This window comes from Rhodoferax sp. AJA081-3, from assembly GCF_017798165.1.
In the GTDB taxonomy this organism is placed as follows: Bacteria; Pseudomonadota; Gammaproteobacteria; order Burkholderiales; family Burkholderiaceae_C; genus Allorhodoferax.
The window spans coordinates 560,528-584,668 of record NZ_CP059068.1 but is presented as its reverse complement, the minus strand read 5'-3'; the positions used below and the strand labels follow the sequence as shown (position 1 = coordinate 584,668).

28 protein-coding genes and 1 tRNA gene are annotated in these 24,141 nt (G+C 60.1%); 10 read left to right on the top strand and 19 right to left on the bottom strand.

Features of this window, described 5'->3' with window-relative positions; genetic code table 11:
- Nucleotides 1-14: 14 nt before the first annotated feature.
- Nucleotides 15-548: a ribonuclease E activity regulator RraA gene (rraA, locus tag HZ993_RS02710; protein WP_209395742.1), complete on the top strand. Its 534-nt coding sequence runs from the start codon at nucleotides 15-17 to the stop codon at nucleotides 546-548.
- Here the strand turns inward: rraA and HZ993_RS02705 are convergent.
- Together HZ993_RS02705 and HZ993_RS02700 are read right to left on the bottom strand one after the other, a co-directional pair.
- Nucleotides 532-1,473, bottom strand: coding sequence for a DMT family transporter (locus HZ993_RS02705; protein WP_245213798.1), 942 nt, complete (start codon nucleotides 1,471-1,473; stop codon nucleotides 532-534). The two genes, rraA and HZ993_RS02705, sit on opposite strands and share 17 nt — an antisense overlap.
- On the bottom strand, nucleotides 1,473-2,921 hold the full coding sequence (locus HZ993_RS02700) for a sodium:solute symporter family protein (protein ID WP_209395741.1): 1,449 nt from the start codon (nucleotides 2,919-2,921) through the stop codon (nucleotides 1,473-1,475). The genes HZ993_RS02705 and HZ993_RS02700 overlap by 1 nt, the downstream gene beginning before the upstream one ends.
- Nucleotides 2,922-3,284: 363 nt before the next feature.
- On the opposite strand from HZ993_RS02700, the gene aceA reads away from it, so the two are divergent.
- Nucleotides 3,285-4,601 carry an isocitrate lyase gene (aceA, locus tag HZ993_RS02695; protein ID WP_209395740.1) on the top strand — a complete coding sequence of 439 codons (1,317 nt, stop codon included), beginning with the start codon at nucleotides 3,285-3,287 and terminating at the stop codon, nucleotides 4,599-4,601.
- A 51-nt stretch (nucleotides 4,602-4,652) separates the two neighbouring features.
- Here the strand turns inward: aceA and HZ993_RS02690 are convergent, their stop codons facing one another.
- Entirely contained in the window at nucleotides 4,653-4,940 is a 288-nt protein-coding gene (locus HZ993_RS02690; RefSeq protein WP_209395739.1) for a DUF5710 domain-containing protein, read from the bottom strand.
- A gap of 133 nt (nucleotides 4,941-5,073) precedes the next feature.
- A complete protein-coding gene (locus HZ993_RS24265; RefSeq protein WP_245214026.1) occupies nucleotides 5,074-5,310 on the bottom strand; it encodes a hypothetical protein in 237 nt (78 codons plus the stop codon).
- On the opposite strand from HZ993_RS24265, the gene HZ993_RS24260 reads away from it, so the two are divergent.
- Both HZ993_RS24260 and HZ993_RS02680 read left to right on the top strand, forming a co-directional pair.
- Nucleotides 5,254-5,451 (top strand): hypothetical protein, encoded by a 198-nt coding sequence (locus HZ993_RS24260; protein ID WP_245213947.1) that lies wholly within the window; start codon nucleotides 5,254-5,256, stop codon nucleotides 5,449-5,451. The genes HZ993_RS24265 and HZ993_RS24260 overlap by 57 nt on opposite strands.
- Nucleotides 5,448-6,140 carry an SOS response-associated peptidase gene (locus tag HZ993_RS02680; protein ID WP_209395737.1) on the top strand — a complete coding sequence of 231 codons (693 nt, stop codon included), beginning with the start codon at nucleotides 5,448-5,450 and terminating at the stop codon, nucleotides 6,138-6,140. Before HZ993_RS24260 ends, HZ993_RS02680 begins: the two co-directional genes overlap by 4 nt.
- A 26-nt stretch (nucleotides 6,141-6,166) precedes the next feature.
- On the opposite strand, the gene HZ993_RS02675 is transcribed toward HZ993_RS02680, so the two are convergent.
- The 12 genes from HZ993_RS02675 to HZ993_RS02620 all read right to left on the bottom strand — a co-directional run bounded on the left by HZ993_RS02675 (nucleotide 6,167) and on the right by HZ993_RS02620 (nucleotide 15,140).
- Nucleotides 6,167-6,700: a pseudouridine synthase gene (locus tag HZ993_RS02675; RefSeq protein ID WP_209395736.1), complete on the bottom strand. Its 534-nt coding sequence runs from the start codon at nucleotides 6,698-6,700 to the stop codon at nucleotides 6,167-6,169.
- 24 nt (nucleotides 6,701-6,724) lie between these two features.
- Nucleotides 6,725-6,982: a hypothetical protein gene (locus tag HZ993_RS02670; protein WP_209395735.1), complete on the bottom strand. Its 258-nt coding sequence runs from the start codon at nucleotides 6,980-6,982 to the stop codon at nucleotides 6,725-6,727.
- A gap of 26 nt (nucleotides 6,983-7,008) precedes the next feature.
- Nucleotides 7,009-7,230, bottom strand: coding sequence for a hypothetical protein (locus HZ993_RS02665; RefSeq protein ID WP_209395734.1), 222 nt, complete (start codon nucleotides 7,228-7,230; stop codon nucleotides 7,009-7,011).
- Between the two features lie 54 nt (nucleotides 7,231-7,284).
- Nucleotides 7,285-7,360, bottom strand: a tRNA-Asn gene (locus HZ993_RS02660).
- Between the two features lie 77 nt (nucleotides 7,361-7,437).
- A complete protein-coding gene (locus tag HZ993_RS02655; RefSeq protein WP_209395733.1) occupies nucleotides 7,438-8,529 on the bottom strand; it encodes an NAD(P)/FAD-dependent oxidoreductase in 1,092 nt (363 codons plus the stop codon).
- A gap of 12 nt (nucleotides 8,530-8,541) precedes the next feature.
- On the bottom strand, nucleotides 8,542-8,871 hold the full coding sequence (gene fdxA / locus HZ993_RS02650; RefSeq protein WP_209395732.1) for a ferredoxin FdxA: 330 nt from the start codon (nucleotides 8,869-8,871) through the stop codon (nucleotides 8,542-8,544).
- 93 nt (nucleotides 8,872-8,964) lie between these two features.
- Complete coding sequence (locus tag HZ993_RS02645; protein WP_209395731.1) at nucleotides 8,965-10,311, bottom strand: sulfate adenylyltransferase subunit 1; 1,347 nt, start codon at nucleotides 10,309-10,311, stop codon at nucleotides 8,965-8,967.
- Nucleotide 10,312: 1 nt separating this feature from the next.
- Nucleotides 10,313-11,245 (bottom strand): sulfate adenylyltransferase subunit CysD, encoded by a 933-nt coding sequence (cysD, locus tag HZ993_RS02640; RefSeq protein ID WP_209395730.1) that lies wholly within the window; start codon nucleotides 11,243-11,245, stop codon nucleotides 10,313-10,315.
- The gene (locus HZ993_RS02635) at nucleotides 11,242-12,015 is read right to left on the bottom strand and encodes a phosphoadenylyl-sulfate reductase (protein WP_209395729.1); all 774 of its coding nucleotides are present in this window, start codon (nucleotides 12,013-12,015) and stop codon (nucleotides 11,242-11,244) included. Before HZ993_RS02635 ends, cysD begins: the two co-directional genes overlap by 4 nt.
- On the bottom strand, nucleotides 12,012-12,398 hold the full coding sequence (locus HZ993_RS02630; RefSeq protein ID WP_209395728.1) for a DUF934 domain-containing protein: 387 nt from the start codon (nucleotides 12,396-12,398) through the stop codon (nucleotides 12,012-12,014). The genes HZ993_RS02635 and HZ993_RS02630 overlap by 4 nt, the downstream gene beginning before the upstream one ends.
- Nucleotides 12,399-12,468: 70 nt before the next feature.
- Nucleotides 12,469-14,286, bottom strand: a complete 1,818-nt coding sequence (locus tag HZ993_RS02625; protein WP_209395727.1) for a nitrite/sulfite reductase — start codon at nucleotides 14,284-14,286, stop codon at nucleotides 12,469-12,471.
- A 62-nt stretch (nucleotides 14,287-14,348) separates the two neighbouring features.
- A complete protein-coding gene (locus HZ993_RS02620) occupies nucleotides 14,349-15,140 on the bottom strand; it encodes a sulfite exporter TauE/SafE family protein (RefSeq protein ID WP_209395726.1) in 792 nt (263 codons plus the stop codon).
- A 131-nt stretch (nucleotides 15,141-15,271) separates the two neighbouring features.
- Between HZ993_RS02620 and HZ993_RS02615 the strand changes: the two genes are divergently transcribed.
- Nucleotides 15,272-15,676 carry an MAPEG family protein gene (locus HZ993_RS02615; RefSeq protein ID WP_209395725.1) on the top strand — a complete coding sequence of 135 codons (405 nt, stop codon included), beginning with the start codon at nucleotides 15,272-15,274 and terminating at the stop codon, nucleotides 15,674-15,676.
- Between the two features lie 48 nt (nucleotides 15,677-15,724).
- Here HZ993_RS02615 and HZ993_RS02610 read toward each other — a convergent pair whose 3' ends face one another.
- From HZ993_RS02610 to HZ993_RS02600, 3 genes are read right to left on the bottom strand one after another with little or no spacing between them, the layout of a single operon-like run.
- A complete protein-coding gene (locus HZ993_RS02610) occupies nucleotides 15,725-16,567 on the bottom strand; it encodes an isopenicillin N synthase family oxygenase (protein ID WP_209395724.1) in 843 nt (280 codons plus the stop codon).
- Between the two features lie 28 nt (nucleotides 16,568-16,595).
- On the bottom strand, nucleotides 16,596-17,594 hold the full coding sequence (locus tag HZ993_RS02605; RefSeq protein WP_209395723.1) for a nucleoside hydrolase: 999 nt from the start codon (nucleotides 17,592-17,594) through the stop codon (nucleotides 16,596-16,598).
- A gap of 18 nt (nucleotides 17,595-17,612) precedes the next feature.
- The gene (locus tag HZ993_RS02600; protein WP_209395722.1) at nucleotides 17,613-18,560 is read right to left on the bottom strand and encodes a ribokinase; all 948 of its coding nucleotides are present in this window, start codon (nucleotides 18,558-18,560) and stop codon (nucleotides 17,613-17,615) included.
- Between the two features lie 156 nt (nucleotides 18,561-18,716).
- Between HZ993_RS02600 and HZ993_RS02595 the strand changes: the two genes are divergently transcribed.
- The 5 genes from HZ993_RS02595 to HZ993_RS02575 all read left to right on the top strand — a co-directional run bounded on the left by HZ993_RS02595 (nucleotide 18,717) and on the right by HZ993_RS02575 (nucleotide 24,136).
- A complete protein-coding gene (locus HZ993_RS02595) occupies nucleotides 18,717-19,697 on the top strand; it encodes a BMP family protein (RefSeq protein WP_245213796.1) in 981 nt (326 codons plus the stop codon).
- The gene (locus HZ993_RS02590; RefSeq protein ID WP_209395721.1) at nucleotides 19,697-21,247 is read left to right on the top strand and encodes an ABC transporter ATP-binding protein; all 1,551 of its coding nucleotides are present in this window, start codon (nucleotides 19,697-19,699) and stop codon (nucleotides 21,245-21,247) included. Before HZ993_RS02595 ends, HZ993_RS02590 begins: the two co-directional genes overlap by 1 nt.
- Nucleotides 21,244-22,374: an ABC transporter permease gene (locus HZ993_RS02585; protein WP_209395720.1), complete on the top strand. Its 1,131-nt coding sequence runs from the start codon at nucleotides 21,244-21,246 to the stop codon at nucleotides 22,372-22,374. Before HZ993_RS02590 ends, HZ993_RS02585 begins: the two co-directional genes overlap by 4 nt.
- Nucleotides 22,367-23,335: an ABC transporter permease gene (locus tag HZ993_RS02580; RefSeq protein ID WP_209395719.1), complete on the top strand. Its 969-nt coding sequence runs from the start codon at nucleotides 22,367-22,369 to the stop codon at nucleotides 23,333-23,335. Before HZ993_RS02585 ends, HZ993_RS02580 begins: the two co-directional genes overlap by 8 nt.
- Before the next feature lie 63 nt (nucleotides 23,336-23,398).
- Nucleotides 23,399-24,136, top strand: a complete 738-nt coding sequence (locus tag HZ993_RS02575; protein WP_209395718.1) for a response regulator — start codon at nucleotides 23,399-23,401, stop codon at nucleotides 24,134-24,136.
- The last annotated feature ends 5 nt before the right edge of the window (nucleotides 24,137-24,141 follow it).

Below are 24,141 nucleotides of genomic sequence, written 5' to 3'. Positions count from 1 at the left end.
AGGAGTGACTAGCTATGGCGATTGCAATTGCATTGACGTTTGCGACCTGTGATCTGTGTGATGCCCACAAGGGTGATTCCACTGGTGATTTTCGTGTTTTGCCGCCGGTGTTTCGGGACTTTGGTGGCGTGCAAAAGTTCGCAGGCCCGGTGGTCACCGTGAAGTGTTTTGAGGACAACACCTTGGTCAAGGCCGCGGTGGATTCACCGGGCTACCTGGAGACGCCGCAGGGCCGTGTGGCCAAGGTTCTGGTAGTGGACGGGGGTGGGTCATTGCGCAAGGCACTGCTGGGGGGCAACCTGGGCGCAGCAGCGGCGCGCAATGGCTGGGCCGGTGTGGTGATCGATGGCTGTGTGCGCGACACCGCAGAGCTGGCCACGCAGGCGGTGGGCATACGGGCACTGGCCAGCATGCCCATGCCTACGGAGAAGCGGCAACAAGGTCAGGCGGATGTGGCCGTGCAAGTGCAGGGTGTATGGGTGCGACCCGGTGACTGGCTGTATGCCGATGAAGACGGCATCGTGGTGGCCGCTAAGGCGCTGGTGTAACGGTTCGACCCGAGGGCAGCGTTGCCAGCACCACACCCAGCAGCGCTATGCCAAAGGCCACCAACTGCATGCCGCTCAGCGTTTCACCCAAAACGAATACGCCGACCAGTGCGGCGGATATGGGCAGCATGACGGTAAACACTCCGGCGCGGGCGGCGGGCACCGTCTGCAGGCCCGTCATCCACAGCCACACCGTCCACACGCTGGCCGCCAGTGCGTAAAACACCAGCAGCAGCCACAGCGAGGGTGTGACGGCAGAAAACTCAAAATGCCAGGCCGCGTACAACCCCATGGGTGTCATCAAAACCAGCCCCCACACATTGATCAACGCAGCAATGCGTTTGGGTGACACGCTGCCGGTCAGCTTCTTGCCGATGACGGCGTAGGCCGCCTCGCACACCACGGCGACAAACACCAGAATATTGCCCCACAGCATGGTGTTGTTGGTCAAATCGCCACCTAGCCTCCGAGATTGCTCGCTGTTTAGCTCTCCTTTTGATAGCGCCAGCACGGTAATACCCAACACACCGCAGACAATGGCGGCCCACACCCGCAGACCGATGCGCTCTTTCAGGAAGGCCCAGCTCATCAGCGCGACGACCGCCGGTATGGTGGACATGATCACACCCGCCGAAACAGCCGTGGTCATGCTGACGCCAAACAGCATGGCGATCGAGAACAGGAAGTTGCCCACCAGTGATTCGAGGAACAGCAGGCGTTTGGTTGTGCTGTCCATGGGCGCCTCATGCGGCGCCCGCTTCAACCAGCCCAGCATGGCCACGCCGCCAATGCCAAAACGCAGCCAGGCGAGCAGGAATACAGACAACGCTGCGACCAAGGGTTTGGACAGGGCGACATAGCTGCCAACCAGGGCCATGCTCAAGGCCAGACTGCCATAGGCCAGCCAGCGGCTGTTGGGCTGCATCACCCGTGCAGACCTGGCAGCTTGTGGTGGCCTGCGTGTACGTTTTTGATAGCCTGGGGGCCCAGCGACCCGACCAGCATGCCCAGGAACGCGGCGAGTACCCCCGCCAGCTGTGCCGGAAACTCAGCGCCAGCCGGTGTGGCAAGGAACAGTACCCAGGTCAACAAGCCCAGCACGATAGAGAACAGTGCGCCCTGGGTGGTGGCGCGTTTCCAGTACAGGCCAAACACCAGCGGGATAAATGCGCCCACCAAGGTGACTTGGTAAGCACCAGAAACCATTTCGTAAATGGGTGTGCCCTGTGCATTGATGGCATAGATGAGCACGGCTGCGCTGAAAATCAGCACCGTGATACGCATGGTGCGCAGTTCTTGCTTGTCACTGATGCGGGGCATGAACTGGCGCCAGATGTTCTCGACAAAGGTGACGCTGGGTGCCAGCAGGGTGGCAGAGGCGGTGGACTTGATGGCGGACAACAACGCGCCAAAAAACAGCACCTGCATCACAAAGGGCATTTTTTCCATGACCAGGGCGGGCAATACTTTCTGCGGGTCTTCCTGCAGCAATAGCGCGGCTTTTTCCGGCATGATGATCAGCGCACTGGTCACCAGGAACATGGGCACAAAGGCAAACAGGATGTAACACACACCACCAATGACTGGCCCCTTGGTTGCGGCGCTGCTGCTGTTGGCTGACATCACACGCTGGAAGACGTCTTGCTGGGGAATGGAGCCCAGCATCATGGTCATGGCAGCGGCGAGGAAAAACACAATGTCCTTGAACGAGGGTTCTGGCAAAAACTTGAACAGGTCTTTGCTCATAGCCAGCGACACCACCTTGTCTGCACCGCCAGCCATGTTGCCGGCAAACACCGCAATGATCGCCAGGCCACCCACCAGAATAATCATTTGGATGAAGTCGGTCACTGCTACCGACCACATGCCACCAAACAGGGTGTAGGCCAGGATGGACACCACACCAATCGTCATGCCCATAGGAATGCTGATGGCGCCGCCAGACAGCAGGTTGAACACCAGGCCCAGTGCGGTCACCTGTGCAGACACCCACCCCAGGTAACTCAACATGATGATCAAGGAGCACAACACTTCCACCGTGCGGCCAAAACGCTCGCGGTAGTAGTCGCTGATGGTCAGCAGATTCATCTTGTAGAGCTTGGCCGCAAAGAAGATGCCGACAAGGATCAGGCAGGTCCCGGCTCCAAACGGGTCTTCGACCACACCATTGAGCCCGGTGTTGACAAACTTGGCTGGGATGCCCAACACGGTTTCCGACCCGAACCAGGTGGCAAACGTGGTGGTGACGATCATGATCAGGGGCAAATTGCGGCCCGCAATGGCAAAGTCCGCCGTGTTCTTGACACGTTTGGCCGCATAGAGACCAATGGCGATGGTGATCAGCAAGTAGACGATGACCAGGGTCAACAGCACGGCGCACTCCTTAAATGTAAAAAACGGGGCATTATCCCAACAGTTGGCAAGGGATCAGAGCGCTGATTGTCACAGTTGGCGTGTACAAGCAGTTTGCATGGGCCCACAGCTTAGGAATACCACCCTGGCCTGATTCCTGCATCGGTACCAGAAGTGGCAGAATAATTTTCATATGGCAATTATTGCAGTTCATATGGAGAAATGAAGCCGCTAAGCTATTGATTTGTATGGATAATATTTTAGTCATCTATAAGACATAAGATATGGTTTTATGTCTTATATAAGACTACAATTGTTCTCAGCTTGAACTGCACTGCCTGCCTTTCAGGCACCGAAATCCTTTAACTACGACGGAGTGATTCCATGACTACTCAAACCCGTGAACAGCAAATCGCAGCCCTTGAAAAAGACTGGGCCACCAACCCCCGCTGGAAAGGCGTCAAGCGCGGCTATACCGCAGCCGACGTCGTTCGTCTGCGCGGTAGCGTGAACATCGAGCACACGCTGGCCAAGCGCGGTGCCGAAAAGTTGTGGGAAAAGGTCAACGGCGGTGCCAAGAAGGGTTACGTCAACGCCTTCGGCGCGATCTCCGCGGGCCAGGCCATGCAGCAGGCCAAAGCCGGTCTGGAAGCCGTGTACCTGTCGGGCTGGCAAGTGGCCGCTGACGGCAACACATCTGAGACCATGTACCCCGACCAGTCGCTGTACGCCTACGACTCGGTGCCCACAATGGTGCGCCGTATCAACAACACCTTCAAGCGTGCCGACGAAATCCAGTGGGGCCGTGGCATCGAGCCAGGTTCCAAGGAATTCATCGACTTCTTCCTGCCTATCGTGGCCGACGCAGAAGCCGGTTTCGGCGGCGTGTTGAACGCGTTTGAGTTGATGAAGAACATGATTGCATCCGGCGCTGCTGGCGTGCACTTTGAAGACCAGTTGGCTGCCGTGAAGAAATGCGGCCACATGGGTGGCAAGGTGTTGGTGCCAACCCGCGAAGCCATCGAGAAGCTGATCTCCGCACGTTTTGCTGCAGACACCATGGGCGTGTCCACCATCATCCTGGCCCGCACCGATGCGGAAGCCGCCAACCTGATCACCAGCGACTACGACGCCAACGACAAGCCTTTCATCACCGGTGAGCGCACCCAAGAAGGCTTCTACCGTGTCAAGAACGGCCTGGAGCAATCCATCAGCCGCGGCGTGGCTTACGCTCCTTACGCCGACTTGGTGTGGTGTGAGACAGGTGTGCCAGACATCGGCTTTGCCCGCGAATTTGCACAAGCCGTGCATGCTGCCTGCCCTGGCAAGCTGCTGTCGTACAACTGCTCGCCTTCTTTCAACTGGAAGAAAAACTTGTCCGACTCGCAGATCGCGTCCTTTCAGGAAGACCTGTCCGCACTGGGCTACAAGTACCAGTTCATCACCTTGGCCGGTATCCACATCAACTGGTTCAACACCTTCCAGTTTGCCCATGCATACGCCCAAGGCGAAGGCATGAAGCATTACACCGAGATGGTGCAAGAGCCCGAATTCGCTGCCCGCGAAAAGGGTTACACCTTCGTGTCGCACCAGCAGGAAGTCGGCGTGGGTTACTTCGACGACGTGACCACCGTTATCCAGGGCGGTACATCCTCCGTCAAGGCGCTGACTGGTTCTACTGAAGAAGAGCAGTTCCACTAAGCCATTGGCTTAACTGACAGGGCCGGGCTTTCGCAAGAAGGCCCGGCCTTTTTACGCCTGACTTCCGCTATGCGGACAGTCTTGCCAAGCGTGCACATTGCACCCGCATGACGGAATTTTGAGGTTCGATGTGGTGATGACCCCGGCAGACCTTCTGACAGGTTCGACGCCTTCAACCGCTTCTGCCGTCGCAGCGTCCACATCGGGTATCCAGCGTAAAAACGGTGTCAGGTCGGCCACATCAACGATGTACCAAAGCTTTTTGGTGGCGTCCCAACGGGCACCCAGTGCTTTTGCGGCATCCTTCTCTGCGAAGGGTGTAACCAAATTGATTCTCATGCGGCCATTATCCGTGTGAGGGGTTGGCCCCAGCGGCAGGCGACAATGGGGCCCCTGTAAAAGCGGGCCGCGGTATCCGTGCACGCTACTCTCACCCCAATCCCAATTTATCCAGATGAAGACTTTTGTCAGACTATTTTTCAAAGCGGTGCGGCTGCTGCTGGGCCCCGTCATGCGTATCTGGGAAATTGCCAGCCGCCCAAAGGGTGTCGTGCGTGCCCCTGCGCAGCAGGCGGAAATTGATGCGCAGTGCAGCAAGCTTGTTTTGTACCAGTTCCAAACCTGCCCTTTTTGTATCAAGGTCCGCAAAGAAATGCACAGGCTGTCCCTCAACATTGAGCGCCGCGATGCGCAAAAGGAAGGGGAGCATCGAGCGGCATTGGTGCGTGGCCTGGGCCAGCCCAAAGTGCCGTGCCTGAAAATCACCGACACCGCGGGTAATAGCCAGTGGCTGGTCGAGTCTGGGGCAATCAATGCCTACTTGAGAGGGCGTTTTGAAGCGGCCGTATGAGTGACCGCTACGAAAGCGTTCAGATAGCCTCGCTCTACGCAGAGGCCTTCCATGTGGCGGCTCCGGTTTCACCGGTGGGGCGCGAGGTGTGGCCACGCCAACCAGGTGTCTTTGTTCGGGCGGGCAAACCCCACGCCCTAGAGGTAACAGAAGTGGAGGAGCCCGCACGCGAGATTCTTTCCCGCGAACTGGTGGCTGGCCAGTTTGGCCTGGTGCCCAATTGGGTCAAGTCGGCGTCTGAAGCCAAGCTGCGCTCGTCCAAGTTGGCCAACGCCCGGTCAGAAACCGTGACCACATCCAACAACTTCCGCGACGCCTGGATGAATGGGCAGCGTTGTATCGTGCCGATGATGGCGTTTCAAGAAGATGATTGGCGCAGTGGCAAGGCCGTACCCACCCGCATTGCCCGGGTAGATGGCAAACCCATGGGTGTGGCCGGCTTGTGGGAAAGCTGGACGGGTGCGGACGGTGAAGTCATCACCAGTTACACCCTGCTCACCGTCAGCGCCAATAGCCATGCGCTAATGCACCGCTACCAACAGCCCGGCAACGAAAAACGCATGGTGGTGATTCTGAACGAAGGGGCGGTCGACGCTTGGCTAAGTGCTCGCCCAGAGAAAGCAAAGGAGTTCATGCGGGCCTATCCTGCCAACTGGCTGACGGCCAACCCGATCGAGAAAAAACGCTGATCAGGATGCCGTTGCGCGATTCTGTTTTAGACAGCTTGTTCCCGCCAAGACCCCGGAGACAGCCCGTCCAGTGTGTAGGGCCCTATGGCGGCGCGGATCAGGCGCAGGGTGGGCAAGCCCACGGCAGCTGACATACGCCGTACCTGGCGGTTGCGCCCCTCGCGGATAACCAGCTCCAGCCAGGCGGTGGGCTTGGTCTGGCGCACACGGATCGGTGGCACGCGTTCCCACAGGCCTGGTGGCGTTTCCATCACACGGGCGCGGGCGGGCAGGGTGGGACCATCTTTGAGCTGCACACCGTTGCGCAAGGCCACCAGCGCAGCCTCGTCGGGGATGCCCTCAACCTGCACCCAGTAGGTTTTCTCCATCTTGAAGCGCGGATCAGCAATCCGTGCCTGGAGTTTGCCATCGTCCGTTAGCAATAGCAGTCCTTCACTGTCGGCATCCAGGCGGCCCGCTACGTACACGTTTGGAACGGGTATGAAGTCTTTAAGCCCGCGCCATTGCCCTTCCGGCGTGAACTGGCTGAGCACCCCGTAGGGTTTGTTGAAACAAATCACGCTGCGCCTCTATCGGGCAGGGTCTTAGCCTTGTTTCAACACTTCTTCAAATTCGGCCAGCTCTTGCGCAATGGCCGCATACTTTTTGGACTTGGCTTTGTTGCCTTCCCATTGCAGGATTGCCGCTTCCAGGTCTTCTTTGAAATGTGCGAACGCCGCGTCCTTCACGGCCTGTGTTGCCGACTTTGCGGTGCTGGACCACAGTTCAATCAGGTCGGAAAGACCGTTGTCAAAGTCGTCATAGGTTTCAAGGCGTATCCACTGGCCGTTTTTGTCAAACATGTGTTGTGTCTCCTGTTGCACGTCGATCAAATTCCGTCGGCCACACCCAGTGCCCAACCTTGCCATTGTTCCGCATTCTTCAGCGTGGCGTCTGACACGTCGCTGGCCAGGTGGCCCATGGTTGCTGCAACCATGCCGCGGATGTGATCTGCGATGTGGGCCTCACTGGCGTCTTCTCGCAGTATTGCAAGCTGATGTGCACCCTCTTGGATGAGCGAGGTGACGGCGGTGGATGTGTCGATGTGCATGTGTGCCCCGGAAAATAAAAAACCCACCATCTTGCAATGGTGGGTTCTTAAATTTGGCTCCTCAACCTGGGCTCGAACCAGGGACCTACGGATTAACAGTCCGGCGCTCTACCAACTGAGCTATTGAGGAATGAAGCCTCAAATTATAGCGTGGAAATTTTGGTTTTTGAAGGGACACGCAGATTTTTGAAAAAACTGCAGAATTTTTTATTCATTGGCTGCATCGTGCACCTGCGGTGCCACGCCCAGCAGCTTGTGCAGCTTGGGACTGGTGGTTGTGTACTGCAGCATCACTTTTTTTTCTGGCGCAATAAAAGGCATTGCACCAAACGCCGCCAGCGTGGCCTCGTGAAAGCCGCACACGATGAGCTTCTTCTTGCCAGGGTAGGTGTTGATATCGCCCACGGCAAAAATGCCAGGCTCGCTGGTGGAGAACTTCTCGGTATCCACCTGCAACTGCTTGCGCTCCATGTCCAGATCCCATTGGGCCACGGGGCCGAGCTTGGGGGACAGGCCCTGCAGCACCAGCAGCATTTCCAGCGGCAGGGTGCGCGTCTGGCCTTCGGCGTCCAGGATCTGGATACCGGTCAGGCGGTCGTTGACGGTCTCAATGCCCTGTGCCTGGCCGGCCACGAAATGGATGTGTCCTTGCTGCACCAATGTGCGGAAACGTTCCACAGTCGGCGCTGCGGCGCTGAACACATCGCGGCGGTGCACCAGGGTGACGCGTTTGGCCTTGTGGGGGTGGCCGTCGGCGTGGGCTGCGCAGAGCTTTAGTGCTGATTCGAGTGCGGCATCGCCGTCACCGAAGACCACGACGTTTCGGTTCGCACACACTGCAGCATCCGGCAGGCTGTGCAGCAGCTGCGTGCCTGCAAACGCGGCCAGTCCGTCCACATGCAGGGTGCGTGGCTGAAAAGCGCCTACACCCGCCGCGATAAATACGGATTTGCACAGAAAACGCTGGGCTTGGGAGGTCACCACCAGAAAACGGCCGTCCGGCTGCTTCTGCAAGGCCGTGACCACCTGGTTCCAATGGAAATGCGCGCCAAAAGGCGCGATCTGGGCCATCAGTTTGTCCGCCAGTTCGCGACCGGTGCAGACTAATAGCGCCGGGATGTCGTAGATGGGTTTGTCGGCGTACAGCTCTGCACACTGGCCGCCGGGGCCGGGCAAAGCGTCCACAACGTGCACCTTGACCTCCTGCAGGCCGAGCTGGAACACCTGGAACAGGCCCACAGGGCCTGCGCCGATGATGAGCGCATCGGTTTCTATGACAGGGGCGGGCGGCGGTGCCATGGGCACGGCAGATCAGCGGATCAGGTGCACCAGCTTGCCGGTCTTGTCTTTCCACTCGTCTGCATCGGGCAATTCGGCCTTGCGCTTGGTGATGCTTTTCCAGGTGGGCAGCTTGGCCAACTCGGCGTTGAGGGCCGTCATGTGGCGCTGGTCAGCGGGCACGTCTTCTTCGGCATAAATGGCGTTGACCGGGCATTCGGGGATACACACCGCGCAGTCGATGCATTCATCAGGGTCGATGGTCAAAAAGTTGGGGCCTTCGCGGAAGCAATCCACGGGGCAAACGTCGACGCAATCGGTGTACTTGCACTTGATGCAGGCTTCGGTGACGGTATGGGTCATTTTGTTTTCTAGGGCACAGAGGTATTAACAACCCCTTGATTTTATTGGCAATTGCTTACGGTTCCTGTCGCACGGGTACGCCGGAAGGGTCTTTCAGTTCAGGAGCAGGGCGCCTGAGGTTTTGTGGCTGGCGGTGTCGACCAGGATCAGCGCACCCAGGATGCGCGACTGGCTGTAGGGCAGGGCGGCGATGGGCTCCTGCAGGGCCAATTCGATGTGGCCAATGGCGTTGGGCTCGATCTGGCTTGCATCATGCTCTTCCAGCGTGTTGATGTCCAGGCTGTGGACGATGCGTTTGACCTTGGCTTTGATCCAGCGGTGGCCGTGCAACGCCCAGTAGACACGGCCGGCAACCAGGGGTTCATCGTCCATCCAGGCGACCGTTGCCTTGATCTCGCGCGTCGTCTCAAAGTGGCTGGGTGCGTCGTTCGATGCCAGCAGCCAGTCGCCGCGCGACACATCCACTTCGCGGTCCAGCACGATGCCGGCGCCGTGGCCTGCGCCCACGTTCTTGGGCGTGCGGGCGTGGTCCAGCACCTGGGAGATCTTGGCGGTCTGGCCGCTGGGCAAGACCGAAATGGTGTCGCCGGGTTGTACGGTGCCGGTGGCCACACGGCCCCAGAACACGCGGCGGCCTTGGGTGGTGTCGGCGGAATCGTGGAATTTTTCCACCCACTGCACCGGGAAAGCAAACGGAACATCCGTTTCGGCGGCGGTCACGGGCAGGGTTTCCAACAGGGCCAGCAAGCTGGGGCCGGTATAGCCGCACCAGCCTTCAGACGCAGTGACCACGTTGTGGCCTTTGAGCGCCGACATCGGGATGCTGGCGGTGACGGTGATGCCCGCCTGTGCGGCGAAGGCCTGCAAGGCCTCTGTGATCTTGGCAAATGCCTTGGCAGCGCCATCGCCCAGCGCGTCCAGCTTGTTGACTGCAAAGATGATGCTGGGCACACGCAACAGGTTCACCAACAGCGAATGGCGGCGGGTCTGGGGCAGCAGGTCCACCAGGCCCTCGACATCCCATTTCAGCTTGGTCGCATCCACCAACACCACGGCGGCGTGGGCGCTGCTGGCTGCGGTCACCATGTTGCGGGTGTACTGCACGTGGCCGGGTGCATCACCAATGATGAACTTGCGCGTGGGCGTGGCGAAGTAGCGGTAGGCCACGTCGATGGTGATACCTTGCTCGCGCTCGGCGCTCAAGCCATCGGTGAACAAGGCCAGATCAGCCTCGCCGCTTTTGGAGACGTTGGCCAACTGGTCCAACATTACGGAGCGGCTGTCCACCAGCAGTCGGCCAATCAGCGTGCTCTTGCCATCGTCCACGCTGCCACAGGTGATGAAGCGCAGGGCGCTTTGGGTGTCACCGTTTAAGCCATTTTGGCCTGTAGCCCCCGCGGAATATAGGGGTGTAGCTATTGTTTGTGTAGCGGTTGTCATATCAGAAGTACCCGTCTTTCTTGCGCTTTTCCATGGAGGCTTCGGACGTTTTGTCGTCCATGCGGGTGGCGCCGCGTTCGCTGACGTCGGCCGCCAGCGTCTCGACCACGATGTCGGCCGCAGTGGCGGCCAGGCTGTCCACCGGGCAGGTGCAGGTGATATCGCCCACGGTGCGGAAGCGCACGTCGCGGCTCTCAACCGTTTCGCCATCCTTGGCGGGCGTCAGGTCGGTAATGGGCACCAGCAGGCCCTTGCGTTCGACCACGTCACGTTTGTGCGTGTAGTACAGCGATGGCAGTGCGATCTTTTCGCGTTCGATGTACTGCCAAACGTCCAGTTCGGTCCAGTTGCTGATGGGGAACACACGGAAGTGTTCGCCGGGCTGCAGGCGGGTGTTGAATAACGTCCACAGCTCGGGGCGCTGGGCCTTGGGCTGCCACTGACCAAAACTGTCGCGGTGGCTGAAGATGCGTTCCTTGGCGCGGGCTTTTTCCTCGTCGCGGCGGGCACCGCCGATCAGCGCGTCAAAGCGGAATTCTTCAATTGCTTCGAGCAGCGTCACCGACTGGTGCACATTGCGGCTCTCACCGGGGTGGGCCAGGCGCACGGTGCCGCGCGCCATCGAGTCTTCGACGCTGCGCACGATCAGCTCAGCGCCCAGTTCCTTGGCGCGGAAGTCGCGGAAATCGGTCACTTCATGGAAGTTGTGGCCGGTGTCGATCATCAGCAGCGGGTAGGGGATGCGGCCCACGCCAAAGGCCTTTTCGGCGCACTTGAGCATGACCAGCGAGTCCTTGCCGCCCGAGAACAGCAGCGTGGGGCGCTCAAAGGCGGCGGCCACTTCACGCAGGATGAAGATGGTTTCTTCCTCCAGCGCGTCGAGGTGGCGGTTGGAGAGTAAATTGAAATGCGAGGTGTCGGTCATAGCGTTCATGCGGGGGCTCGGCTGGAAAGCAAAGAGGATACAGGGGCGGCGTCTTCACCGGCGTCATCGTGTTTGACATGCAGGCCACATTCCTTGGCGGCTTCGTCTTCCCACCACCAGCGGCCGGAGCGGAAATCTTCACCCAGGCTGATGGCGCGGGTGCAGGGTTCGCAGCCAATGCTGGGGAAAAACGCGTCGTGCAGTGGGTTGTAGGCCACGCCGTTTTCGGCAATGTAGTGCCACACGTCGCCCCAGGTCCAGTTGGCCAGGGGGTTGAGTTTGGTGCGGGGCTCGGACGTGTCCACCAGCGGCACGTCGGCACGGGCGCCGCTTTGCTCGCGGCGCAGGCCACTGATCCAGGCCTTTTTGCCGTCCAGGGCGCGGCCCAGGGGCTCCATCTTGCGGATGCCACAGCAGGCCTTGCGCAGCTCGATGCTTTTGTACATCGCGTCTTTGCCTTCCCGGGCCACAAACTGCACCACCGATTCGTTTACCGGCGTGTAGACGGTGACCGGCGCGCGGGATGTGGCTTTGAACTGGTCCAGCAGCGCCAGAGTTTCCTGGTGCAGACGACCCGTTTCCAGCACAAAAATGCCTATGTCCAACTGGTGGCTGTTGAGGATGTGGCTGATAACCACGTCTTCGGCGCCCAGGCTGGAGGCTTGGGTCACTTCGCCGGGCGCATAGTCTTGCGCAGCCTTCACCAGCAGGGCCGTGGTTTCGGCCAGCTTGGCGGCGTAGTCTTTGGAAGGGCGGGCGTGCAGGTCTATGGCGCTCATGCTGTTGCTTCCCGGGCGAAGATGGGTTGCACGGTGACCGCGTCACCCTGGTAGAAGGCCTTGTAGCGGTCCAGCTGTTTCTGGGCCACGGCCATGTCCTGGCCCTCGCGCAGCACGGCGGAGGTAAAGCCGCTGCGCTGCATCTGCACCAGCTGGTCCACCAGCACGTCGCCCGTGGCCCGGATCTCGCCCTTGAAGCCCAGGCGGCGGTGCAGCAGGAAGGCCTGGCTGAAGGCGCGGCCGTCGGTGAACTTGGGGAAGACCAGGTCGATGCGGTCGACGCCGTCCAGTGCCAGCGTGCGGGGGTCCACATCGTTGGCAAGCTCTATGACTTTTAGGCCTGTAGCCCCCGTGGAATGTGATTGAGCAGCTATTAATTTCATAGTGATCCTAGTCAGTTGAGGACAGAGCTTGCGCTGCGCGCTGCGGTCTGTCCCGCAATGAATTCTGTTTTCAGGCTTCCTGTGCATCTTTGGCATACCCTGCCGATTTGGGCAGGGCGTGCAGGTCTTCGTGTTTGTCGGCCAGGCGGGCGCTGTTGGCTGCAGTCTTGAAGGTGTCGAAGCCGACACGTTTCACGCAGTCGATAAAGGTTTCGCGGCCATTGCGGTTGAGGCGGAATGTATCCAGCACGGCTTCAATGACGCAGGGCACTTCGGACGCGCTGAACGATGGTCCCACAACTTTGCCGGGCACGGATGTACCAGAGAGTGCCGAGCCGTCGGAGCCGCCCAGCGAAATCTGGTACCACTCCTTGCCGTCTTTATCGACGCCCAGCACGCCGATGTGGCCGCTGTGGTGGTGGCCACAGCTGTTGATGCAGCCGCTGATGTGCAGGTCGATCTCGCCCAGGTCGTGCAACTCGTCCATGTCCTGGTAACGCTCGGTGATGGATGCAGCAATCGGGATGGAGCGGGCATTGGCCAGCCCGCAGAAGTCGCCGCCAGGGCAGGCAATCATGTCGGTCAGCAGGCGCACGTTCGAGCGGGCCAGGCCAGCGTGGCTGGCGGCCACCCACAGGGCGGGCAGGTCTTCTGCGCGCACCCACGGCAGCAGCAGGTTTTGGTCGTGGGTGACGCGGGTTTCACCGGCGCTGAACTCGTCGGCCAGGGCGGCTGCGGTGTCGAGCTGGTCCGCATCGGCATCACCCGGTGCTTGGCCCAGGCGTTTAAAGGACAGTGTGACGGCGCGCAGCGCAGGGTTCTGGTGTGCGGCCACGTTTTGCTTGAGCCAACGTTCGTAGTCTTTTTGGCGGTCCGCGGGAACTGCTACGGTTTTGGTAGCGGCTTGTGCACGTTCGGCGAGGGCTGGCGGCACAAATGATGCAGAGACCCGGTCCAGCTCGGCCTGGGTGATGGTGTGTGGTGCGCCGTCCACGGTGATGATCTGCTGGTACTCGGCTTCCACCTCGTCGATGTAGCGCTGGCCTTCGGCCTTGACCAGGATCTTGATGCGCGCCTTGTACAGGTTGTCGCGGCGGCCCCAGCGGTTGTAGACCCGAACCACGGCTTCCAGGAAATTCATGATCTGCATCCACGGGAGGAACTCGCGGATCGTTGTGCCGATGACGGGCGTGCGGCCCATGCCACCGCCTACCAGCACCTTGAAACCCAGTTCACCGGCTGCATTCTTGATCAGGTGCAGGCCCACGTCATGCCAGTGGGTGGCGGCGCGGTCTTCGGTTGCGCCGGTGATGGCGATCTTGAACTTGCGGGGAAGAAACGCGAACTCGGGGTGCAGCGTAGTCCACTGGCGCATGATTTCAGCGAATGGGCGGGGGTCGGCAATCTCATCGGGCGCGATACCGGCCAACTCATCACTGGTAATGTTGCGAATGCAGTTGCCGCTGGTCTGGATGCCGTGCATGTCCACGCTGGCCAGCAGGTCCATCACGTCGGCACTTTTCTCCAGCGGAATCCAGTTGAACTGCACGTTCTGGCGGGTCGTGAAGTGGCCGTAGCCCACGGGCAGGTGGGTCGTGCCCCAGGTGGCTTGGGTGCCAATGGCCTTGTCAAAAACTTCCTTGCTGGGGTGGTCGTATTCGCGGGCAATCTTGGCCAGGGCGCGCAACTGTTTGGCCGACAACTCGCCATAAGGCACGGCCACGCGCAGCATGGGGGCGTAGCGCTGGATGTACCAGCCGTTTTGCAGGCGCAGGGGGCGGAATTCATCGTCGCTCAAGGTGCCGGCCAGGTTGCGCTCCAGCTGGTCGCGGTGCTGGGCGGCGCGGCTGCGGATAAATTGGCGGTCAAATTCGGTGTATTGGTACATGTTTAATGGTTGGGAACGGAGCAAAGTTCACTACGTGTAACTTTGGTCAGCCCCGCAAGGTTTTACAAGGCGATGAGTTTCAAACCGGCGTAGGCCAGCAGTACGGACAACAGGGAGCGGATGACGCGTTCGGGTGTCTTGGACATCAGGTGTGAGCCCACCCAGATGCCGGGCAGGGAGCCGGCCAACAGGCTGACCAGCATGGGCCAATCTACCGATCCCAACGATGCGTGGCCAAAACCTGCGACCAGGGTTAGCGGCACAGCATAGGCAATGTCGGCCGCCACAATGCGTGGCAGCGGCAGCAAGGGGTACAGAATCATCAACACGGTGACGCCAATGGCACCTGCGCCCACGGATGTCAGCGTGACCAGCGTGCCAATGATGGCGCCAAACAGCACGGGCAGGCTCCAGTGGCGGGGGCGGGCTGCGGCGGCTTCTCCGCCTTTGGCGATGGAAGAGGGTGTGGCCTTGCCACGCACCACCTTGTACAGCGTGGCCGCAGCGGTCAGCAACAAGGCCAGTCCCAGGGCGGTGGTCATGACTTTTTGAACCGTCTGGCTGGCCGCGCCCATGGTGTGCAGAACATACAGCGTGATCAGCGCCGCAGGGATGCTGCCAGCCGACAGGTTCAGCACCACGGGCCAGTCGATGTGCTTGGAGCGCGCCAGCTTGATGGTGCCGCCCATCTTGGTAAAAGCAGCAAACAGCAGGTCGGTGCCGACGGCCAGATACGGCTTGACGCCAAAGAAGAAGATCAGAATCGGCGTCATCAGGGAGCCGCCGCCCACGCCGGTCAAACCAACGATAACGCCAACAAAAAAACCCGCAAAGACAAACGCTAATTCATGCATGGGAGCGACTGTAGGCTTCCCTGCTTATATTGAAAAATATTTTTTAGCTATTTCCTTATTCTGGATTTGCATATAAAGCCCTTGGGTGATCGGTTAAGGTCGGTTTTTTTAACGCACAAGGACTCCAGCGCATGACAGCCATTCAAGCACTTTTGGGTTTTGCCGCCTGGACCGCATTGCTGGTCCTGGGTGTATTTTTGTACCGTGGTCTGCGTTTTGTGACGGGCACACCCATCAACAGCTGGCCGCGCGGCACCAAGCCTGCGGGTGACGCAGCTTTTGTCAACCGCCTGCAGGACGCCCATGCCAACTGCCTGGAGAACCTGCCGGTGTTTGCGGTGATTGTGCTGGGCGCAGCGGCCGCGGGCCGTCTGGAAGTCATTGCCGCTCTGGCGCCCTGGGTGTTGTATGCCCGCATCGCCCAGTCGCTGACCCACCTGGCGGGTGTTGGCCCGTTGCATGTGTTGGTGCGGGCGACCTTTTGGAGCACTCAGCTCGGGTTGATGCTTTTCATGCTGTTCAAGCTTCTTAGCTGAACCACAGGCACCCCAAAAAACAAAGCCCCGGAGTGCCGGGGCTTTTTATTACTTCTCGCCGCGCAACTCGCGCATGCGTTCGTCGAAATAACTGCCCACCGTGTAGCGGTCCGACAGCACCACATCGCGCTGTGGGTGCAAAAACAGTGGCAGCGAGATACGGGGCTTGAAGCGCGCATCACCCACGGGGTTCAACACGCGGTGCACGGTGGAAGGGTAGTAGCCGCCCGAAGCCTCTTCCAGCATGTCGCCAATGTTGACGATCAACAGACCAAAATCGCAGGGCACGTCGTACCAGGCGTCGTCCTTGCCCAGGACCTGCAGGCCGGGTTCGGTCGCCGCGGGCAGTATGGTCAGCAGATTGATGTCACCATGGGCCGCGGCGCGCACGGCGCCCGGTTCTTCGTCGCCGCGCAGGGGCGGGTAGTGCAGCACGCGCAAGAGCGTGTTGTCGCTGCCTTCCAGCATCTGGGGCAGGGGCATGGAGTAACGGGCCTTGATGTCAGCCGGCGAGTTTTCCTCCACCCAGTTCAGCAATGTGCGGGCCAGTGCATTGCCCTGGTCGTAATAGCGGCGCGCGGCGTCGGACACTTCGGCAGGGTAACGGCCCCACGGGTAGATGTGAAAAAACTCCTTCAGGTCGCGCCGCGTATGGTTCTTGGCAATTTCGGAGACCGAGGGCGGAAAATAACCATCGTGTTTGGCCGGGTCCGTCAGATACTGGTGCTTGGCCTCGGTCTGGAAAAACGCCAGCCACTCGGCATAAATGCCTTCCACCATGGACTGCTCCAGCGGGTGGTTGCGCAGCACACCAAAACCTGTTTCGTGCAGGCTCAGGCAAAAGTCTTTTGCAGCGGTGGGGCTGCGGAAGTCAACAACGGGTAAGTGCATGGCTTGCCTCTTTCGCTTTTTTTATCAATCAGTTCATTTTCAGCCAGTTGGACAGCAGGGTCTGTTCAAACAGCGCCAGACAGCCCGGCGCATCAACTTGCATGCAGACATCGGTCAGCGGCAAGTGTTTGCCCCAGCCCGATTGCGGGTAGTCGATGTATCCGCGGCGGTTCAACATGGTCTGGCCCTGGGCGATACCTTCGGTTACCACACGTACGCTACCGGTTTCCAGCTTGAACAGTTCGGGGTTGGTCAGGTAGATGAAGGCCAGCAGATCGTGCGCAAAACAGCCGGGTTTGGCCGCCAGGTGGGGGTGCAGGCCACTGTAGAAGTTGGAATAGAAAGCTACCGCGTGGTGCAAGACATCGGTTGCCACATGCTGGTGGTGGTCTGCAATCTTCTTGAACAACTCCAGGTGCGTCACCACGCCATGGGTCACGTCCAGGCCGACCATGGTCAGCTTCCAGCCCGCGGTGAACACCAGATCTGCCGCGTGCGGATCGTTCCAGATATTGGCCTCGGCCACCGGTGACACATTGCCCGGTTCATTGATGGTACCGCCCATGATGATGACCTCACGCAGCAGTTTGGGCAGCTCGGGCTCCAGCTTCAAAGCCATAGCCAAGTTGCCCAAGGGCCCAACCGCCACCAGCGTGATCTCGCCCGGTTGCGCGCGGGCCATATCGACGATGAGCTGGGCAGATGAACGCGGGTCCAGCACATTGCGGGTGGCCACGCGGCTGGGCAGGTTGCCCAGGCCATCGGCGCCGTGGATGAAATCCGGTGGTGGCTCTCCAGGCTTGACCCAGGGTGATTTCACCCCCTTGGTGACCGGCACGATCTGGTCTGCGAGAGCGGTCAGGTACAGCGCATTGGTGGCGGCCTGGTCGACGGATACGTTGCCAAAGGTTGTGGTGATGCCCACCAATTCGATGCCGGGGTGGGCCATGGCGAAATACAGGGCCATGGCGTCGTCTACGCCGGGATCCGTGTCGTAGATGACTTTGCGGGGAGCTTGCGTGTTCATAGTTTTATTGTTGGTCCATCAAGAATAGGTGCCGGCTGGCAAACCGCAATACGCGCCCAGGGCATCCATGGCTGCAGCGGTTTTTGCTGGTTGTTGGGCCAGGAAAGCTGCCACTTCGGCTTGGTGCGGAATGCTGGATTGCGCACCCAAACGGGTGCATGCCAAGGCGCCAGCAGCGCCCGCCAGCGACAGTGCTTGTGGCATGTTGGTACCGGTGCTCAAGGCTGCGACCAAGCTGCCACAAAAGGTATCACCCGCCGCCGTGGTGTCCACCGGGGTAATGGCGCAGGCCGGCTGCACCAAAAATGTGCCCTGGGTCCGTGCGCAGCTACCGCGGTGCCCCAAGGTGACAACTACCGTCGGCACGGCGATGCGCTCCAGGCATTCGGCAATGCTGCCGCTGTGGCCGGACAGGCTGGCCAATTCACCCTCATTAACCACCAGAACGTCTATCCACTCCAGCAGTTCAGCGGGCAGTTGTTGGATGGGTGCGGCGTTGAGCACGGTGGTCACACCCTGCTGGCGCGCGGCTTTGGCGTAGGCAATGACGGTGGTCAGCGGGATTTCCAGTTGCATCAGCAGGTGGCTCACATCTTGCAAGCTGGGCAGGTGCTGTTCCAGCAGGCAAAGATTGGCGCCTGGAGCCACGGTGATGGCGTTTTCGGCGTCTTCCGACACACAGATAAAGGCGGTACCGGTGGGTTGGTCGTTGATACGTACGATGTTGAGGGCCACCGCCGCTTCACGCAGCGAGTTTTCAATCGGTGTGGCGAAGGCGTCAGCCCCCATGGCGGTCAAGAGCGTTGTGGGTGCACCGCCTGCGCGTGCGCAGGCCACGGCCTGGTTGGCACCCTTGCCGCCGGGGAATGTTTTGAAATCGCGGCCCAGAACTGTTTCGCCCGGTGCGGGAATGTGGTGGGCCCGGACGACAAAGTCCAGGTTGGAGGAGCCTGCTACCAGTATCATGAAGTCTTGGGCGGTTGCAATGGGGGGTCCATTGTGTAGTGGAAAATACAGAGGTCCATTTTTTTGCGCTAGGGAAACACCCTGATTGCAAGAGGTGTGCGTAGACTATAACCTTACGCCATTTTTCCTGATCATTTAGTCAACAAAAGGGTAGCTATGAGTTTTACAAATGTGGCGCGTATGGGTTTGTTGGGCCTTGCGCTGGCCGCGAGTTTCCAGGCCATGGCCGAGCCGGCCATCGTGTATGACATGGGCGGTAAGTTCGACAAGTCTTTCAACGAGGCAGCCTACCGTGGCATGGAGCAGTGGAAGAAGGAAACCGGCAAGTCCTACCTGGACTTCGAGGTGTCCAACGAATCACAACGCGAGCAGGCGATCCGCCGCATGGCAGAGCGTGGCGCGAGCCCCATCATCGGCATTGGTTTTGGCCAGGCCTCCAGCATCGAAAAGATCGCCAAAGAGTTTCCCAAGCTGCAGTTCGCCATCATCGACATGGTGGTGAAACAGCCCAATGTGCAGTCCGTGGTGTTCAAGGAGCATGAAGGCAGCTTCTTGGTAGGCGCGATGGCGGCCATGGCCAGCAAGACCGGCAAGGTGGGTTTTGTCGGTGGCATGGACATTCCGCTGATCCGCAAGTTCCAGTGTGGCTACGAGCAGGGCGCCAAGTACGCCAACCCCAAGGCCGAGGTGTTTGCCAACATGACCGGCACCACCGGCGCTGCCTGGAGCGACCCCGCGCGTGGCGGTGAGTTGACCAAGGCCCAGTTTGCCAAGGGCGCTGACGTGGTGTTTGCGGCCGCGGGCGGCACGGGCATGGGTGTTTACCAGGCCGCCAAAGACAGCGGCAAGCTCGCCATCGGTGTGGATAGCAACCAGAACCATATCCAGCCCGGCACCATGCTGACCTCGATGATCAAGAAGGTGGACGTGGCCGTGTACAACGTGGCCAAGGGCCACAAACCTGGTCTGTCGGTTCTGGGCCTGAAGGAAGGCGGCGTGGACTACGCGCTGGATGAACACAACGCCAAGCTGGTCAATGCGGATATGAAGAAAAAGGTGGAAGCCATCAAGGCCGACATCATCAGCGGCAAGATCAAGGCTGCTGACTACATGGCCGACAACGCCTGCAAATACTGATGTCGGGTTCTGCCGCGCATGCGGCCACCGCGGTCCGCATGACCGGCATCCACAAGCGCTTTGGCGCGGTGGCGGCCAATGCCGACGTGAACCTGGCGGTACCTGCTGGCACCGTGCACGGTCTGGTAGGTGAGAACGGTGCGGGCAAAAGCACTTTGATGTCCGTTTTGTATGGCTTCTACCAGGCCGACAGCGGAGATATCGAGGTGTTTGGCAAGCCCGCCTCCATCCGCAATGCAGATGACGCTATTGCCCTGGGCATTGGCATGGTGCACCAGCACTTCATGTTGGTCGACACCCTGACCGCGTTAGAGAACGTGATGCTGGGTGCTGAGCCGCACTGGCTGCTCCAGCGTGCCGACGCACAAGTCCGCAGCAAGCTCAATGCGCTGATGCAGTCCACAGGACTGCAGGTGGCGCTGGATGTGCAGGTGGCCGATTTGCCGGTGGGAGACCGCCAGCGCCTGGAGATTCTGAAGGCGCTGTACCGCGGCGCCAAAATCCTGATTCTGGACGAGCCCACTGCCGTGTTGACACCGCAGGAGACCGAACAGCTGTTCGACGTGTTGCGCGTGTTGCGCCAGCAGGGCACCACCATTTTGCTGATCACCCACAAGCTGAAGGAAGTCATGCGCCTGTGTGACCAGGTGACCGTGATGCGTGCTGGCCGTGTGGTGCAGGAGCTGCCCATTGCCCAGGCATCCTGCGAAGGCCTGGCCGAGGCCATGGTGGGACGCAAGGTACAGGTGGGACGGGTGGACGAAGAAACCAAACCCGTGGGCGAGGTCCTGTTGCAGGCATCCAATGTGATGGTGCGCGACGCGCTAAATGTGGTGCGCCTGAGCCGGCTGAACCTGACCCTGCGCGGCGGCGAAATTGTGGGTGTTGCCGGTGTGTCTGGCAACGGCCAGAGCGAACTGCTGGATGTGTTGTCCGGCATGCTGCAGCCCACGGAAGGGCAATTGCAACTGGGCGCCAAGACCTTCGACGCCAAAGCCTGGCTGGAACCCCACAGCGCCCGCGCACTGGGTCTGGCCCATGTGCCAGAAGACCGGCACGCACGGGCCATGGTCATGGATTTTGTAGCGTGGGAGTCGGCGGTACTGGGTTATGACGACTTGCCGGAATATGCCAACGGCGTCTGGATGAACCACACACACATGCGGCAGGCCACTACGGACATGATGGAACACTTTGACGTGCGCCCGCGTGACCCGGAACTCTTGAGCCGCAGCTTCTCCGGTGGCAACCAGCAAAAGCTGGTGCTGGCACGCGAAATTGGGCAGACGCCCAAGGTGCTGCTGGTGGGGCAACCCACGCGGGGCGTGGACATTGGGGCTATCGAGTTTATTTATGGGCAACTGCGCGCTATGCGCGATGCAGGTTGCGCGGTGCTGGTGGTGTCCAGCGAGCTGGACGAAATACTGGCACTTTCAAATCGGGTGATTGTCATGAACCAAGGACGCGTCACCGGTGAGCTGGCGATTGAAGACTGCACCGAGGCTAGCATTGGCCTGTTGATGGTGGCAGATGCGGAGCAGGCAGCATGAGCGGCGGCGGTACACAAGCATTGCCCCGCTGGGCAGATCTGGTGTTGTTGCCGGCCGTGTGCCTGGCCGTGGCTCTGCTGGTGGCCGGCGGTGTGGTGGCGCTGGTTGGGCAAAGCCCGAAGGAAGTGATAACCGTGCTGGTCCATGGAGCGTTTGGCACGGCGCGCGGCTTCAGCTACACGCTGTATTACGCAACCACTTTTGTATTCACCGGTCTGGCCGTTGCCGTGGCTTTCCATGGTGGCTTGTTCAACATTGGTGGTGAGGGCCAGGCAATTCTGGGCGGGCTGGGCGCTGGCCTGGTGGCGCTGTGGTGGTCGGCTTTTTTACCGGTGTGGATCATGCTGCCGCTGATGCTGGTGGCTGGTGCTCTGTTCGGCATGGCGTGGGCGGCCGTACCCGGTTATTTACAAGCCTACCGCGGCAGCCATGTGGTGATCACCACTATCATGTTCAATTTTATTGCCAGCAGCCTGCTGGTCTATTTGCTGGTCAATCACCTGCGCCCCGCGGGCTCCATGTCGGTGGAGAGTGAGCCTTTTGCTGATTCTGCCAAGTTGCCTGCCATGCACGAGGCCCTGGGATGGCTGGGCGTCGAGTGGCCCAGTTCACCGCTCAACCTCAGCGTGCTGCTGGCCGTGTTGGCAGCTGTCGGCGTCTACCTGTTTCTGTGGCGCACCCGCGCGGGTTACCACCTGCGTGCCGTGGGCTCCAGCCCAGGTGCGGCGGAATATGCCGGCGTTCGCCCCAAGCGCCAGATCATGGTGGCCATGGCAGTGTCGGGCGCCCTGGCAGGCATGGTGGGCATGAACGAAATTGCGGGTGTGAACGGCAAGCTGCTGCTGGAGTTTGTCAGCGGCGCCGGCTTTACCGGTATTGCCGTTGCGTTGATGGGACGCAACCACCCGGTGGGCATTGTGTTGGCCAGTATTTTGTTTGGAGCCCTGTTCCAGGGCGGCGCCGAGGTGGCGTTTGAAGTGCGCGGTTTCAGCCGCGAAATGGTGGTCATGCTGCAGGGTTTTATCGTGTTGTTTTCGGGTGCCATGGTCTATGTCATTGCGCCCATCGTGGGCTGGTTGTTGGCCCGGGTCATGCGTTTGTTGCCGTCGGGAGCCGCCCATGGATGAATCCCTGCTGGCGACCATGGTGGCGTCCACGCTAAGGCTGGCCACTCCGTTGATTTTTTGCGCCCTGGCAGGCCTGTTCTCCGAACGCTCGGGCGTGGTGGATATCGGCCTGGAGGGCAAGATGCTGTTCGCGGCCTTTGCTGCGGGTGCTGCGGGTGCCGTGTGGGGCTCTACCACGCTGGCCTTGCTGGCGGCGATCGGGGTTGCGGTTGCGCTGTCGTGGATGCATGGCCTGGCCTGCGTCAGCTACCGGGGTGACCAGGTGGTGTCGGGTGTGGCCATCAACATCATTGCTGCGGGCCTGACGGTGGTGCTCGGTATTGCCTGGTTTGCCCAGGGTGGGCAGACACCTGCAGTCGGCAATGCGGTGCGCATACAGGCCCTGTTTCCGCAGGCACCGGCGGCGCTCGCGGGCATACCGTGGATAGGCCCCTTGGTGGGCGAGGGCCTGTTAAGCCACAACCCCATGGTCTACCTGGCCTTGGCCCTGGTGCCCTTGTCGTGGTGGCTGTTGTTCAGAACGCGTTTTGGTCTGCGCCTGCGGGCTGTGGGTGAAAACCCCCAAATGGTGGATGCAGCCGGCGTGTCGGTCATGCGCCTGCGTTATGGCGCGCTCACACTGAATGGTGTTTTGTGTGGACTGGCCGGCAGCTACCTGGTGCTGGCACAAAGCGCCAACTTTTCCCCCAACATGACTGCGGGCCGCGGCTTCATGGCTTTGGCCGCCTTGATTTTTGGACGTTGGTACCCCGTCGGGGCTTTTTGGGCCTGCCTGTTGTTCGGCTTTCTGGATGCTGCGGCCATACTGATGCAGGGCGTCGAGCTACCCCTGGTGGGCGAGGTACCGGTTCAAATCATCCAGGCCTTGCCCTATGTGCTGACGGTGGTGTTGTTGGCGGGCTTCATTGGCAAGGCCATTGCACCCAAAGCCCTGGGACGACCCTACAGCAAGGACCGCTAGTCGGCAAAATGGGCGCAAACACTGCTAGAGTCGGCGTAGTTCCACACTAGCAGTCAGTCCAGCATGTCATCCAGCATTTGGGTCAAAGTAGTCGGTTTCAGTGCCGTTGAGCGGCACTCGCTCAATACCCTGTTCCGCCTCTCCGTGCGCCAGACGCCCGCCTATTGCCTGTGGACACCCGATGCTCCGGCACCACCCCATGTGACATTGATCGACATGGATTGCCACGAGGCCGAGGTCGAACTGGCCTCACCCACCTTTAATCCCAATCTGAAGATTATTTGTGTGGGCAATAAGACCCACAACAAGGCATGGCGATCCTTCCAGCGCCCGGTGGACTGGAATGCCATGGTGCAGGTATTGGATGGCCTGTTTGCCTCCCACGCCTACGTGGATGTGGTGACCGGTTTTGATGAACTGGATGAACAAACCGTGCCCCCCGGCATGCGGGTGACGCTAGTGGTCGGGTTGAAACCCGCGGAACGCATGTACCTGCGTGCCCGGTTGTCCCTGGCGGGGCTGACCGATGTGGACGAGTTCGAGACGGCAGAGCAAGCCAGTGCCAGCCTGGCGCATCGCCACTACGACGTCATTATTGTTGGGCTGGAGTTGAGCGATATAGACCCCTGGGCACTGGTGCAGAGCTTCAAGGCCATGCCAACACCACCCCAGGCCGTAATCGTCGCCACCGAAAAGCCCTCGTGGTCTGCCATGGAGAAAGCCGAACAAATGGGTTGTGCCGGTTTGCTGGAGATACCCTTTAACCCACCCCAGGTGATGGGCCTGCTGCTCAAGGTCTGAATACA

What these genes read in the sequence shown, in the direction of transcription:
- HZ993_RS02610 (WP_209395724.1), bottom strand. Translation starts at nt 16,567, where the DNA reads ATGCACTTACCCGTTGTTGACTTCCGCAGCCCCACCGCTGCAAAAGAC.
- HZ993_RS02580 (WP_209395719.1), top strand. Translation starts at nt 22,367, where the DNA reads ATGGATGAATCCCTGCTGGCGACCATGGTGGCGTCCACGCTAAGGCTG.
- HZ993_RS02690 (WP_209395739.1), bottom strand. Translation starts at nt 4,940, where the DNA reads ATGAGAATCAATTTGGTTACACCCTTCGCAGAGAAGGATGCCGCAAAA.
- fdxA (WP_209395732.1), bottom strand. Translation starts at nt 8,871, where the DNA reads ATGACCCATACCGTCACCGAAGCCTGCATCAAGTGCAAGTACACCGAT.
- HZ993_RS02655 (WP_209395733.1), bottom strand. Translation starts at nt 8,529, where the DNA reads ATGGCACCGCCGCCCGCCCCTGTCATAGAAACCGATGCGCTCATCATC.
- rraA (WP_209395742.1), top strand. Translation starts at nt 15, where the DNA reads ATGGCGATTGCAATTGCATTGACGTTTGCGACCTGTGATCTGTGTGAT.
- HZ993_RS02670 (WP_209395735.1), bottom strand. Translation starts at nt 6,982, where the DNA reads ATGTTTGACAAAAACGGCCAGTGGATACGCCTTGAAACCTATGACGAC.
- HZ993_RS02680 (WP_209395737.1), top strand. Translation starts at nt 5,448, where the DNA reads ATGAGTGACCGCTACGAAAGCGTTCAGATAGCCTCGCTCTACGCAGAG.
- HZ993_RS02585 (WP_209395720.1), top strand. Translation starts at nt 21,244, where the DNA reads ATGAGCGGCGGCGGTACACAAGCATTGCCCCGCTGGGCAGATCTGGTG.
- HZ993_RS02705 (WP_245213798.1), bottom strand. Translation starts at nt 1,473, where the DNA reads ATGCAGCCCAACAGCCGCTGGCTGGCCTATGGCAGTCTGGCCTTGAGC.
- HZ993_RS02575 (WP_209395718.1), top strand. Translation starts at nt 23,399, where the DNA reads ATGTCATCCAGCATTTGGGTCAAAGTAGTCGGTTTCAGTGCCGTTGAG.
- HZ993_RS02615 (WP_209395725.1), top strand. Translation starts at nt 15,272, where the DNA reads ATGACAGCCATTCAAGCACTTTTGGGTTTTGCCGCCTGGACCGCATTG.
- HZ993_RS02645 (WP_209395731.1), bottom strand. Translation starts at nt 10,311, where the DNA reads ATGACAACCGCTACACAAACAATAGCTACACCCCTATATTCCGCGGGG.
- aceA (WP_209395740.1), top strand. Translation starts at nt 3,285, where the DNA reads ATGACTACTCAAACCCGTGAACAGCAAATCGCAGCCCTTGAAAAAGAC.
- HZ993_RS02590 (WP_209395721.1), top strand. Translation starts at nt 19,697, where the DNA reads ATGTCGGGTTCTGCCGCGCATGCGGCCACCGCGGTCCGCATGACCGGC.
- HZ993_RS02595 (WP_245213796.1), top strand. Translation starts at nt 18,717, where the DNA reads ATGAGTTTTACAAATGTGGCGCGTATGGGTTTGTTGGGCCTTGCGCTG.
- HZ993_RS02665 (WP_209395734.1), bottom strand. Translation starts at nt 7,230, where the DNA reads ATGCACATCGACACATCCACCGCCGTCACCTCGCTCATCCAAGAGGGT.
- cysD (WP_209395730.1), bottom strand. Translation starts at nt 11,245, where the DNA reads ATGAACGCTATGACCGACACCTCGCATTTCAATTTACTCTCCAACCGC.
- HZ993_RS02625 (WP_209395727.1), bottom strand. Translation starts at nt 14,286, where the DNA reads ATGTACCAATACACCGAATTTGACCGCCAATTTATCCGCAGCCGCGCC.
- HZ993_RS02600 (WP_209395722.1), bottom strand. Translation starts at nt 18,560, where the DNA reads ATGATACTGGTAGCAGGCTCCTCCAACCTGGACTTTGTCGTCCGGGCC.
- HZ993_RS02620 (WP_209395726.1), bottom strand. Translation starts at nt 15,140, where the DNA reads ATGCATGAATTAGCGTTTGTCTTTGCGGGTTTTTTTGTTGGCGTTATC.
- HZ993_RS02630 (WP_209395728.1), bottom strand. Translation starts at nt 12,398, where the DNA reads ATGAAATTAATAGCTGCTCAATCACATTCCACGGGGGCTACAGGCCTA.
- HZ993_RS02635 (WP_209395729.1), bottom strand. Translation starts at nt 12,015, where the DNA reads ATGAGCGCCATAGACCTGCACGCCCGCCCTTCCAAAGACTACGCCGCC.
- HZ993_RS24265 (WP_245214026.1), bottom strand. Translation starts at nt 5,310, where the DNA reads ATGCTCCCCTTCCTTTTGCGCATCGCGGCGCTCAATGTTGAGGGACAG.
- HZ993_RS24260 (WP_245213947.1), top strand. Translation starts at nt 5,254, where the DNA reads ATGCACAGGCTGTCCCTCAACATTGAGCGCCGCGATGCGCAAAAGGAA.
- HZ993_RS02605 (WP_209395723.1), bottom strand. Translation starts at nt 17,594, where the DNA reads ATGAACACGCAAGCTCCCCGCAAAGTCATCTACGACACGGATCCCGGC.